This is a genomic window from Pseudomonas syringae (genome assembly GCF_021605415.1).
Taxonomy (GTDB): Bacteria; Pseudomonadota; Gammaproteobacteria; order Pseudomonadales; family Pseudomonadaceae; genus Aquipseudomonas; species Aquipseudomonas syringae_S.
The window spans coordinates 157,212-168,966 of the sequence record NZ_WKEQ01000003.1; the positions used below are offsets into that span (position 1 = coordinate 157,212).

The 11,755-nt window shown below is 59.9% G+C and carries 9 protein-coding genes; 6 read left to right on the forward strand and 3 right to left on the reverse strand.

Annotation, left to right across the window (positions count from 1 at the left end):
* The gene (locus GIW69_RS03320; RefSeq protein ID WP_236480704.1) at nucleotides 1-660 is read right to left on the reverse strand and encodes a GntR family transcriptional regulator; all 660 of its coding nucleotides are present in this window, start codon (nucleotides 658-660) and stop codon (nucleotides 1-3) included.
* 266 nt (nucleotides 661-926) lie between these two features.
* Between GIW69_RS03320 and xdhA the strand changes: the two genes are divergently transcribed.
* The 4 genes from xdhA (at nucleotide 927) to guaD (ending at nucleotide 7,101) form a co-directional block, all read left to right on the forward strand.
* Nucleotides 927-2,381 carry a xanthine dehydrogenase small subunit gene (gene xdhA, locus GIW69_RS03325; RefSeq protein ID WP_236480705.1) on the forward strand — a complete coding sequence of 485 codons (1,455 nt, stop codon included), beginning with the start codon at nucleotides 927-929 and terminating at the stop codon, nucleotides 2,379-2,381.
* Nucleotides 2,374-4,773 carry a xanthine dehydrogenase molybdopterin binding subunit gene (xdhB, locus tag GIW69_RS03330; RefSeq protein WP_236480706.1) on the forward strand — a complete coding sequence of 800 codons (2,400 nt, stop codon included), beginning with the start codon at nucleotides 2,374-2,376 and terminating at the stop codon, nucleotides 4,771-4,773. The genes xdhA and xdhB overlap by 8 nt, the downstream gene beginning before the upstream one ends.
* Before the next feature lie 140 nt (nucleotides 4,774-4,913).
* Nucleotides 4,914-5,771: a xanthine dehydrogenase accessory protein XdhC gene (xdhC, locus tag GIW69_RS03335; RefSeq protein ID WP_236480707.1), complete on the forward strand. Its 858-nt coding sequence runs from the start codon at nucleotides 4,914-4,916 to the stop codon at nucleotides 5,769-5,771.
* 25 nt (nucleotides 5,772-5,796) lie between these two features.
* A complete protein-coding gene (guaD, locus tag GIW69_RS03340; RefSeq protein WP_236480708.1) occupies nucleotides 5,797-7,101 on the forward strand; it encodes a guanine deaminase in 1,305 nt (434 codons plus the stop codon).
* Nucleotides 7,102-7,283: 182 nt separating this feature from the next.
* Here the strand turns inward: guaD and GIW69_RS03345 are convergent, their stop codons facing one another.
* Nucleotides 7,284-8,048, reverse strand: a complete 765-nt coding sequence (locus GIW69_RS03345) for a GntR family transcriptional regulator (protein WP_236480709.1) — start codon at nucleotides 8,046-8,048, stop codon at nucleotides 7,284-7,286.
* A gap of 256 nt (nucleotides 8,049-8,304) precedes the next feature.
* On the opposite strand from GIW69_RS03345, the gene GIW69_RS03350 reads away from it, so the two are divergent.
* Nucleotides 8,305-9,495, forward strand: a complete 1,191-nt coding sequence (locus GIW69_RS03350) for a benzoate/H(+) symporter BenE family transporter (protein ID WP_236480710.1) — start codon at nucleotides 8,305-8,307, stop codon at nucleotides 9,493-9,495.
* Between the two features lie 99 nt (nucleotides 9,496-9,594).
* On the opposite strand, the gene GIW69_RS03355 is transcribed toward GIW69_RS03350, so the two are convergent.
* Nucleotides 9,595-9,939, reverse strand: coding sequence for a YggL family protein (locus GIW69_RS03355; RefSeq protein ID WP_095189455.1), 345 nt, complete (start codon nucleotides 9,937-9,939; stop codon nucleotides 9,595-9,597).
* Nucleotides 9,940-10,172: 233 nt separating this feature from the next.
* On the opposite strand from GIW69_RS03355, the gene dacB reads away from it, so the two are divergent.
* Entirely contained in the window at nucleotides 10,173-11,633 is a 1,461-nt protein-coding gene (dacB, locus tag GIW69_RS03360; protein ID WP_236480711.1) for a D-alanyl-D-alanine carboxypeptidase/D-alanyl-D-alanine endopeptidase, read from the forward strand.
* Nucleotides 11,634-11,755 lie beyond the last annotated feature (122 nt).

Sequence of the window (11,755 nt, forward strand, 5' to 3'; positions counted from 1 at the left end):
TTAGGCAACCGTCAGGGCAGACACCACCAGATCGCAACTGCGCTGGGCGTAAGCCGTCAGCACGATGCGGATCTGCGGCAAGTCGCGGGCAAGCACGGCGGCCAGCAAGCGCTCGAACAGGTCGAGGAATTCGCTCATCTCGGCCTTGCGCTGGTCGAGGGCGAGGAAATAAGCGCGGCTCATGGCCGGTTGCAGGTTTTCGACGGTTTCTTGCAGGTATGGGTTGTTCGCGAACGGATACGCAGCGCGCATCACATTAAAGCTGTCGTCGACGAAGGTGCGGATGTCCTGGCGTTCGTAACTGGCAGTCAGACGTTGCTGGATCTGCACGAACGGCGCCATGTCGGACTGGACTTTCCAGCCGTTGGCCACCGAGTTGCCGAGCAGGATGTACAGCTCGCTCATCAGCGTGCACAGGCTTTGTACCTTGTGCGCGGTGAGTTCGGTGACGTGTGCGCCACGTCGCGGCAGGATCGCGATCAGGTGTCGACGCTCAAGGATCAGCAAGGCTTCGCGTACGGAACCGCGACTGACGTTCAGCGCCAGCGTGACCTTTTGTTCCTGGATGCGCTCTCCCGGCTTCATTTCGCCGCGAATGATGCGTTCGGCGAGGTGGTGAGCGATTTGCTCGGCGAGGCTGTCCGGCGCCTTGAACGTCATGGTTGTCCTTCAAACTCATCGATTTGTACAAGCGGCGCAGTGTAGCGCAATGCGCGGTCATGGCGGAGTGCCCACACAGCGGTTTTTGGCACGATTCCCGCAAAAAAGCGCATGACTCAATGAGGGTCAATACTGAATACAACGGTCGTTGACCGACAAATGTTATTTTCTTGACCTTTAAGTCAGAAAATCATTGACCGAAAAGTCAGAGCTGCTAAATTCGGTTCACGTCGGTTAACAACAATAATGAGTCTGCGAGGTCATCCGTGATCCAGTTTTTACTAAACCAGGAACTCCGTAGCGAGCACGCCCTGGACCCGAACCTGACCGTGCTGAATTACCTGCGTGAACACGTGGGCAAATCCGGCACCAAGGAAGGCTGCGCCAGCGGTGACTGCGGCGCCTGCACCGTGGTGGTCGGCGAGTTGCAAACGGATGACGATGGTCGCGAGCACATTCGCTATCGCAGCCTCAACTCCTGCCTGACCTTTGTTTCGTCGCTGCACGGCAAACAATTGATCAGCGTTGAAGACCTCAAGCACAAGGGCGAATTGCACAGCGTGCAGAAAGCCATGGTCGAGTGCCACGGTTCGCAGTGCGGCTTCTGCACCCCCGGCTTCGTGATGTCGCTGTTCGCACTGCAAAAGAACAGCGACGCACCGGATCATGCCAAGGCGCATGAAGCACTGGCGGGCAACCTCTGCCGCTGCACCGGCTACCGACCGATTCTGGCGGCGGCCGAGCAATCCTGCTGCGCCAAGCAGCCGGATCAGTTCGATGCCCGCGAAGCCGACACCATCGCCCGCCTCAAAGCCATCGCCCCGAGCGACATCGGCGAGCTGAACAGCGGCGACAAACGTTGCCTGGTGCCGCTGACCGTGGCCGATCTGGCCGACCTCTACGATTCTTATCCCCAGGCGCGGCTGCTCGCCGGCGGTACGGATCTGGCGCTGGAAGTCACGCAGTTCCACCGCACCTTGCCGGTGATGATCTACGTCGGCAACGTCGCCGAAATGAAGCGCATCGAGACTTTCGACGACCGCATCGAAATCGGCGCCGCTGCCGCCCTCTCCGACTGCTATGAAGCGCTGAACAACGAGTACCCGGATTTCGGCGAACTGCTGCACCGCTTCGCGTCCCTGCAAATCCGCAATCAGGGCACCCTCGGCGGCAACATCGGTAATGCCTCGCCCATCGGTGACTCGCCACCGCTGCTGATCGCCCTCGGCGCGCAAGTCGTGCTGTGCAAAGGTGAAACCCGGCGCACCTTGAACCTCGACGATTACTTCATCGATTACAAAGTCACCGCGCGCCAGGAAAGCGAATTCATCGAGAAGATCATCGTGCCGCGCGCCAGCGCCGAGCAGTTGTTCCGCGCCTATAAAGTGTCGAAACGTCTGGACGACGACATCTCCGCCGTCTGCGCCGCGTTCAACCTGCGCATTGAAAACGGCGTGATCACCGACGCTCGCCTTGCCTTTGGCGGCATGGCTGCCATCCCGAAACGCGCCGCCCATTGCGAAGCCGTGCTGATCGGCGCGCCGTTCACCGGCGCCGTGGTCGAACGTGCTTGCGCTGCACTGGCCGAAGATTTCACGCCGCTCTCGGATTTTCGCGCCAGCAAGGAATATCGCCTGCTCGGCGCGCAGAACCTACTGCGCAAATACTTCATCGAACTGCAAACACCGCACATCGAGACTCGGGTGACCGCTTATGTCTAACCATCACGCCGTAGAGAAGACTCAAGCTGAATTGGCTGAACTGTTCGCCGCCGACCTGACCAGCGGCGTCGGCCGCAGCGTCAAGCACGACAGCGCCGCCAAGCATGTGTCCGGTGAAGCGCAGTACATCGACGACCGCCTCGAATTCCCGAACCAGTTGCACCTTTACGCACGCCTGTCGGATCGCGCCCACGCCAGAATCATCAGCATCGACACCAAGCCCTGCTACGCCTTCGAAGGCGTGCGCATCGCCATCACCCACGAAGACGTGCCGGGCCTGAAGGACATCGGCCCGTTGATGCCGGGCGATCCGTTGCTGGCGATCGATGACGTGCAGTTCGTCGGTCAACCGGTACTCGCCGTCGCGGCGAAGGATCTGGAAACAGCGCGCAAAGCGGCGATGGCGGCGATCATCGAATACGAAGACCTTGAGCCGGTGCTCGACGTGGTCGAAGCCTTGCGCAAGCGTCACTTCGTCCTCGACAGCCACACCCACCAGCGCGGCGATTCGGCCGGCGCACTGGCCACCGCCGAGCATCGCATTCAAGGCACGCTGCATATCGGCGGCCAGGAACACTTTTATCTCGAAACCCAGATTTCCTCGGTAATGCCGACGGAAGACGGCGGCATGATCGTCTACTGCTCGACGCAGAACCCGACCGAAGTGCAGAAACTGGTCGCCGAAGTGCTCGACGTTTCGATGAACAAAATCGTCGTCGACATGCGCCGCATGGGCGGTGGCTTTGGTGGCAAGGAAACCCAGGCCGCCAGCCCGGCGTGCCTGTGCGCGGTGGTCGCGCACCTCACCGGCCAGCCGACCAAAATGCGCCTGCCGCGCGTCGAAGACATGCTGATGACCGGCAAGCGTCACCCGTTCTACGTCGAGTACGACGTCGGCTTCGACAGCACCGGTCGCCTGCACGGGATCAACATGGATCTGGCCGGCAACTGCGGCTGCTCGCCGGATCTGTCGGCGTCCATCGTCGACCGGGCGATGTTCCACTCGGACAACTCGTATTACTTGGGCGACGCGACCATCAACGGTCACCGCTGCAAGACCAACACCGCGTCGAACACCGCGTACCGTGGTTTCGGCGGCCCGCAAGGGATGGTGGCGATTGAGGAAGTGATGGACGCCATTGCCCGTCACCTCAACCTCGATCCGCTTGCCGTGCGCAAGGCCAATTATTACGGCAAGACCGAGCGCAACGTCACCCACTACTACCAGACCGTCGAGCACAACATGCTCGAAGAGATGACTGCCGAACTCGAAGAAAGCAGCCAGTACGCCGAGCGCCGTGAAGCGATCCGCCGCTACAACGCCAATAGCCCGATCCTGAAAAAAGGCCTGGCACTGACCCCGGTGAAATTCGGCATTTCCTTCACCGCCAGTTTCCTCAACCAGGCCGGTGCGCTGATCCACATCTACACCGACGGCAGCATTCACTTGAACCACGGCGGCACCGAAATGGGCCAGGGTCTGAACACCAAAGTCGCGCAGGTCGTGGCCGAAGTGTTCCAGGTTGAAATGGACCGTGTGCAGATCACCGCGACCAACACCGACAAAGTGCCGAACACCTCGCCGACAGCGGCATCCAGCGGCGCCGACCTGAACGGCAAGGCGGCGCAGAACGCAGCGCAAACCATCAAGCAACGTCTCGTCGAATTCGCTGCGCGCCAGTACAAGGTCAGCGAAGAAGACGTCGAATTCCACAACGGTCATGTGCGCGTTCGTGAACACATCATGACCTTTGAAGCGCTGATCCAGCAGGCGTATTTCAATCAGGTGTCGCTGTCGAGCACCGGGTTCTACAAGACGCCGAAAATTTATTACGACCGCAGCCAGGCCCGTGGCCGTCCGTTCTACTATTTCGCCTTTGGTGCGGCGTGCTGCGAAGTGATCGTCGACACCCTCACCGGCGAGTACAAGATGCTGCGCACCGACATCCTCCACGACGTCGGCGCCTCGCTGAACCCGGCCATCGACATCGGTCAGGTCGAGGGCGGTTTTATTCAGGGCATGGGTTGGCTGACCATGGAAGAACTGGTCTGGAACAACAAAGGCAAGCTGATGACCAACGGCCCGGCCAGCTACAAGATCCCGGCCGTGGCGGACATGCCGCTGGACTTGAGGGTGAAGCTGGTGGAGAACCGCAAAAATCCGGAAGACACCGTGTTCCATTCCAAGGCTGTCGGCGAGCCGCCGTTCATGCTCGGTATCGCGTCCTGGTGCGCGATCAAGGATGCGGTGGCGAGCCTCGGTGACTACAAGCATCAGCCGCAGATCGATGCGCCGGCGACCCCGGAGCGGGTGTTGTGGGGGTGTGAGCAGATGCGGCAGTTGAAGGCTGTGAAAGCGGTTGCGGCTGAAACCGAGTTGGCTCCGCTTTAGACCGTGGCGCGGCTATCGCTGGCAAGCCAGCTCCCACAGGGTTCGCGTGGAATCCGAATCCCGGGGCACCACAAAACCCTGTGGCAGCTGGCTTGCCAGCGATAGCGGTCCGACAGACAACAAAGATGTCGAGGTGAAACATGTACAACTGGATCGATGCGCTCGCCGACCTGCAGAACCAGGGCGAACCCTGCGTTCTGGTGACGATCATCGAAGAACTGGGGTCGACGCCGCGCAATGCCGGCTCGAAGATGGTCATCAGCGCCCAGCGCAGCTTCGACACCATCGGTGGCGGACACCTGGAATACAAGGCGATGCAGATCGCCCGCGACATGCTCGCCAGCGGTAAACAGGACACTCATCTGGAACGCTTCAGCCTCGGCGCCAGCCTCGGCCAGTGCTGCGGCGGCGCGACAGTGTTGCTGTTCGAACCGATGGGCCAGGTGCAGGCGCAGATTGCCGTGTTCGGTGCCGGCCACGTCGGCCGCGCGCTGGTGCCGCTGCTCGCCGGTTTGCCCTGCCGGGTGCGCTGGATCGATTCGCGGAACGACGAATTCCCCGAGCAGATCCCCCACGGCGTGCGCAAAATCGTTTCCGAAGAACCGGTGGACGAAATCGACGATTTGCCAGCCGGCAGTTACTGCATCGTCATGACCCATAACCATCAGCTCGATCTGGAGCTGACTGCCGCCATTCTGAAACGCAACGACTTCGCCTACTTCGGCCTGATCGGTTCGAAGACCAAACGGGTGAAATTCGAACATCGTCTGCGTGACCGTGGATTCGATCCTAGCGTCGTGCAACGCATGCGCTGCCCGATGGGCATCGGCGAAGTCAAAGGCAAGTTGCCTGTGGAAATCGCCATCTCCATCGCCGGCGAAATCATCGCCACCTATAACGCCAATTTCGGCGCGCACACCGCCAGCGCCGAACCGATTGCCAAACTGCTGCCCGTTTCACGCCGCAGTCAGGCCGCCAAACTCAAAGCGTCGAACTGACACGCTCATCATTTAGAGAATGACCATGCCTCTGACTCGTAAAGCCTACCGCGCCGCCATTCTGCACAGCATCGCCGACCCTGCCGAAGTCGGCATCGAAGCCTCCTATGAGTATTTCGAGGACGGTCTATTGGTGGTCGACGAAGGCAAGATCAGCGCCGTCGGCCACGCCAGCGACCTGCTGCCGACCCTGCCGGTTGACATCGAGATCACCCACTATCAAGACGCCCTGATCACGCCGGGCTTCATCGATACCCATATCCATTTACCGCAAACCGGCATGGTCGGAGCCTACGGCGAACAACTGCTCGACTGGCTGAACACCTACACGTTCCCGTGCGAGAGCCAGTTCGGCGACAAAGACCACGCCGACAAAGTCGCCGATATTTTCGTCAAGGAACTGCTGCGCAACGGCACCACCACTGCGCTGGTGTTCGGCAGCGTGCATCCACAGTCGGTGAATTCGTTCTTCGAAGTGGCTGAAAAGCTCGACCTGCGGATGATCGCCGGCAAGGTGATGATGGATCGCAACGCGCCGGATTACCTGACCGACACCGCCGAATCCAGCTACGTCGAAAGCAAGGCACTGATCGAGCGCTGGCACGGCAAGGGCCGCCTGCACTACGCGGTCACCCCGCGTTTCGCGCCGACCAGCACCCCGGAACAACTCACCCTCGCCGGCCAGTTGCTCAGCGAATACCCGGATCTGTATATGCAGACCCACATCAGCGAGAACCTCAAGGAAATCGAGTGGGTCAAGGAACTGTTCCCGGAGCGCAAAGGCTATCTGGACGTTTACGACCACTACAAACTGCTCGGCGAGCGCTCGGTGTTCGCTCACGGCGTGCATCTTTGCGATGAAGAGTGTGCGCGTCTGGCGGAAACCGGTTCGGCCATTTCGTTTTGCCCGACGTCGAACCTCTTTTTGGGCAGTGGTTTGTTCAATCTGCCGATGGCCGAGAAGCACAAACTGAACGTCGGTTTGGGTACTGATATTGGCGGCGGCACCAGTTTCTCGCTGCTGCAAACGCTGAACGAAGCCTACAAAGTGATGCAACTGCAAGGCGCGCGCCTGAGCCCATTCAAATCGCTGTATCTGGCCACCCTCGGCGGCGCTCGTGCCTTGCGTCTGGAAGACAAGATCGGCAACCTGCAAGTGGGCAGCGATGCGGACTTCGTGGTGCTGGATTACAACGCCACGCCGTTGCTGAGCTATCGCCTGAAGCAGTCGAAGCATATTGCGGAATCGTTGTTTGTGTTGATGACGTTGGGCGACGACCGCACCGTGGCGCAGACTTACGCGGCGGGTGCGCTGGTACATCAGCGGTAGGTTTTTCAAGCACAAAAAAATCCCCCGGTGGCGTTCAGCCCCGGGGGATTTTTGTTGTCTGTCAGATTGTCATCGCTGACAAGCCAGCTCCCACAGGGTCTGTGGTGATCAGCAGATTTGCAGGTCACCGCAAATCCTGTGGGAGCCTGACTTGCCAGCGATGGCAGCGACGCGGTATCCGATCAGAGCTTGGCGCTCGAACGCCCTGGCTTTTTGGTCTGCAATAGATGCGAGAACACCGCATGCAGGTCATCCGACGCGCTGTCGTCGTCGAGGCTCAGCTTGCTGTCGATGTGATCCATGTGATGCATCATCAGATCCACTGCCAGCTCAGCGTTGCGCGCTTCGATGGCGTCGATCAACTGGGTGTGTTCGTCATAGGAACAATGGGAACGGTTGCCACTTTCATACTGGGCGATGATCAACGACGTTTGCGACACCAAACTGCGTTGGAAGCTGATCAGCGGGGCATTCTTTGCCGCTTCGGCCAGTTTCAAGTGAAATTCGCCCGACAAACGAATGCCGGCGCCACGATCACCGCGCGAGAAGCTGTCGCGCTCGTCGTTGACCATCTGACGCAGTTCGGCGATTTGCTCGGCGGTGGCGTGTTCGACCGCCAGCTCGGTGATTGCGCGTTCTACCAGTCGGCGAGCCATGAACACCTGACGCGCCTCTTCAACACTCGGGCTGGCCACGACCGCGCCACGGTTCGGACGCAACAGCACCACCCCTTCATGGGCCAGGCGCGAGAGCGCACGGCGAATGATGGTGCGGCTGACCCCGAAAATTTCCCCCAGCGCTTCTTCGCTCAATTTGGTGCCGGGCGCCAGGCGCTGTTCGAGGATGGCCTCGAAGATATGCGCGTAGACAATATCGTCCTGGGTTCCGCTGCGGCCGGCTTTGCCTGCTCGCGGTTGTTTCTTGAGGGGTTGCAACTGTTCGTTCATGGGCACTCGAGTCGGGAGAACTGCGGCGAATAGACCGTGACTGTAATACGGCACAGTAGGTCGCTGGCAAGTATCGCGTAAAAAACAGCGCGATTGTACACAATGAATGGTGGCAACACGACTGTATGGCTGTTTACGACTTTGGCTGTATTGCAACGATCCGTTACGTTTGAGTTTAGGCTTAACCGCAGAATCCGCCGCTTGGCTCTCTGTAGGAGCTGCTGCACGGGGAAACCTGATGAAGGAACATGCTGTCATGAACGACGCCACTCAGACCCGGCTCCGGCCTCTGGCCGACACCTCGCCTTCGGCCATCGTTGCCGGTTTCATCGCGATGATGACCGGTTACACCAGTTCGCTGGTGCTGATGTTTCAGGCCGGTCAAGCGGCGGGCCTGACCAGTGGACAGATTTCTTCGTGGATCTGGGCGATCTCCATCGGCATGGCGATCTGTTCAATTGGCCTGTCGCTGCGCTATCGCACGCCGATCACCATCGCCTGGTCGACGCCCGGCGCGGCGCTGCTGATTACCAGCCTTGGCGGTGTCAGTTATGGCGAGGCCATCGGCGCCTATGTCACGTGCGCGGTGTTGGTAACGATTTGCGGGCTGACCGGCAGCTTCGAGCGACTCGTAAAAAAGATTCCGGCGTCCCTGGCGGCAGCGCTGCTGGCCGGGATTCTGTTCAAGATCGGCAGCGAGATTTTCGTCGCCGCCCAGCACCGCACCGGGCTGGTGCTGGGGATGTTCTTCACCTATCTGCTCGTCAAACGCCTGTCGCCACGTTACGCGGTGCTCGCCGCGCTGCTGATCGGCACCGCGCTGTCGGGCTTCATGGGTTTGCTGGACTTCGACGGTTTTCATCTGGAAGTCGCGACGCCGGTATGGACGACGCCGCACTTCTCGCTGGCCGCGACCATCAGCATCGGCATTCCGCTGTTCGTCGTCGCCATGACTTCACAGAACATGCCCGGCATCGCCGTGCTGCGCGCCGACGGCTACACCGTGCCGGCCTCGCCGTTGATCACCACCACCGGCATCGCCTCGCTGCTGCTGGCGCCATTTGGTTCGCACGGCATCAACCTCGCGGCCATCAGCGCGGCGATCTGCACCGGGCCGCATGCCCATGAAGATCGCAACAAGCGCTACACGGCTGCGGTCTGGTGCGGGATTTTCTACGCAATTGCCGGGGTGTTCGGCGCGACGCTGGCGGCGCTGTTTGCCGCGCTGCCAAAAGAATTGGCGCTGTCGATTGCTGCGCTGGCGCTGTTCGGCTCGATCATCAATGGCTTGAGCATCGCTATGACCGAGGTGAAGGAACGAGAGGCGGCGCTGATTACCTTCATGGTCACGGCGTCGGGGCTGACGCTGTTTTCCATCGGTTCGGCGTTCTGGGGGATTGTGGCGGGGGTGTTGACGCTGGTGATTTTGAACTGGCGCAAGGACTGAAGAGCCAAGATCGCAGCCTTCGGCAGCTTGTACATGGAAATATGATCTTTTGATCTTGCAAAAAAAACGGCGACCCGAAGGTCGCCGTTTTTTTCAGTATCACTTAGCCGCGTTGATCGGCTTTTCCGGATACCACACGTCCAGCAACGGGCTGATTTCAGCCTTGGTCAGCTCGGAACGGTTTTTCAGCCAGGCTTCAACGGCAGCGCGCTGCTCTTCGTTGACCGAGCCACGCTTCTGCAGGCACACCAGACCGAAGTCGTCGCCGCCGACATAGCCCAGACCGTTGGCTTCCATGGCTTCTTTGATGAATGCTTCGAGGAAAGCGTCAATGGCTTCTTCGGACAAGTCTTCTTTGAAGTCCAGGTTCAGTTCGAAACCCAGCTCTTGAAATTCATCAACGCACAGTTTTTTGCGCAGACGCTGGGAACGGTTAGTCGCCATTGGAACAATCCTCTTAAGTAATAACGGCCGGCACTTTAGCAGTTTAAGCCGCCAATTGCCCGACTCTCTGGGCCACACAAGTGACCGCCCGTAAAAAAATCGAAGATTGGGCACCCCGAGGACGGCACAAGGGGTTACACCTTGGGGCATAATGCCGACACTTTCATGACCACTGAGGGCTTTTTCATCCATGTCCTCGTCTTTTCCCCCTCGAATGCAGGGTTTTATTTCATATGATCAAATCGTTGCGTCCTCTGTTTCTCGCCAGTTTTCTTCTGCCCCTGGCCCTGCCTGTTTCCGCCGCCACCATCAACACCGCCCTCACCCCCAACGTTGAAAAAGCCCTCAAGGCCAGCAAATTGCAGCCGAGCGCTTTGTCGTTGGTGATGGTGCCGCTCGACGGCCCGGGCACACCGACCGTGTTCAATGCCGACGTGTCGGTCAACCCGGCGTCGACCATGAAACTGGTCACCACTTACGCAGCCCTGGAAATGCTCGGCCCCAACCATCAGTGGAAAACCGAGTTCTACACCGATGGCACCCTGAGCGGCGGCATTCTCAACGGCAACCTCTACCTCAAGGGCGGCGGCGATCCGAAACTGAACATGGAAAAACTCTGGCTGCTGATGCGCGACCTGCGCGCCAACGGCGTGACCCAGGTGACCGGTGATCTGGTGCTGGATCGCAACTTTTTCGTGCAGCCTCAGTTGCCGGAATTCAACGATGACGGCAACGACCAGAACAAGCCGTTCCTGGTCAAACCCGATTCGCTGCTGGTCAATCTCAAGGCGCTGCGCTTCGTTGCGCGCAATGACGGCGGCCGCGTGCTGATTTCGGTTGAGCCGCCGATCGCCAGCATTCACATCCAGAACACGGTCAAAGCGGTCAACTCGAAACAATGCACCGGTGGCGTGCGCTACAACCCGGTGACTCAGGCCGACGGCAGCGTGACCGTCACCGTTGGCGGCCAGTTGGGCGACGGTTGCAGTTCGCAGACGTATTTGTCGCTGCTCGACCACGCCACTTACACCGCCGGCGCCGTGCGGGCGATCTGGAAAGAATTGGGTGGCAGCATTCAGGGCAAGGATCGTCTCGCGCCGACGCCGAGCAAAGCCAAGGTGCTGGCCCGGGCGTTCTCGCCGGATTTGGCGGAGATCATCCGCGACATTAACAAATACAGTAACAACACCATGGCCCAGCAGCTGTTCCTGAGCCTCGGCCAGAGATTCCGCAACGAGGCCGACGGTGACGATGCCAGGGCCGGTCAGCGCGTGGTGCGTCAGTGGCTGGCGAAAAAAGGCATCACCGCGCCGCATCTGGTGATGGAGAACGGTTCAGGTTTGTCCCGTGCTGAACGGGTCAGCGCGCGCGAAATGGCGAGCATGCTGCAAGCCGCGTGGCACAGCCCGTATGCTGCCGAATACATCAGCTCGCTGCCGATTGCCGGCACCGACGGCACCATGCGCAAACGCCTGAAAACCACCGCCATGCGTGGCGAGGCACACGTCAAGACCGGCACCCTGAACACCGTGCGGGCGATTGCCGGTTTCAGCCGCGACATCAACGGCAACACCTGGGCCGTGGTCGCGATCCTCAACGACAAGGCACCGTTCGGCGCGTCTTCGGTGCTCGATCAAGTGCTGCTGGATCTGTACCGCCAGCCGCGATTGCCGCAGACCGCGTCCGTCTTGTAAACCAGCACCTCCCGCAGGAGCGAGCCTGCTCGCGATGGCGGCGCATCAGTCAAAGCAGGTATTGACGGTGCCGACCTCTTCGCGGGCAAGCCCGACTCCTACAGGGATTGGTGCGGAAGTGG

Coding starts and splice junctions, on each gene's coding strand:
- dacB (WP_236480711.1), top strand. CDS start 10,173: ATGATCAAATCGTTGCGTCCTCTGTTTCTCGCCAGTTTTCTTCTGCCC.
- xdhC (WP_236480707.1), top strand. CDS start 4,914: ATGTACAACTGGATCGATGCGCTCGCCGACCTGCAGAACCAGGGCGAA.
- GIW69_RS03350 (WP_236480710.1), top strand. CDS start 8,305: ATGAACGACGCCACTCAGACCCGGCTCCGGCCTCTGGCCGACACCTCG.
- guaD (WP_236480708.1), top strand. CDS start 5,797: ATGCCTCTGACTCGTAAAGCCTACCGCGCCGCCATTCTGCACAGCATC.
- GIW69_RS03345 (WP_236480709.1), bottom strand. CDS start 8,048: ATGAACGAACAGTTGCAACCCCTCAAGAAACAACCGCGAGCAGGCAAA.
- GIW69_RS03320 (WP_236480704.1), bottom strand. CDS start 660: ATGACGTTCAAGGCGCCGGACAGCCTCGCCGAGCAAATCGCTCACCAC.
- xdhB (WP_236480706.1), top strand. CDS start 2,374: ATGTCTAACCATCACGCCGTAGAGAAGACTCAAGCTGAATTGGCTGAA.
- GIW69_RS03355 (WP_095189455.1), bottom strand. CDS start 9,939: ATGGCGACTAACCGTTCCCAGCGTCTGCGCAAAAAACTGTGCGTTGAT.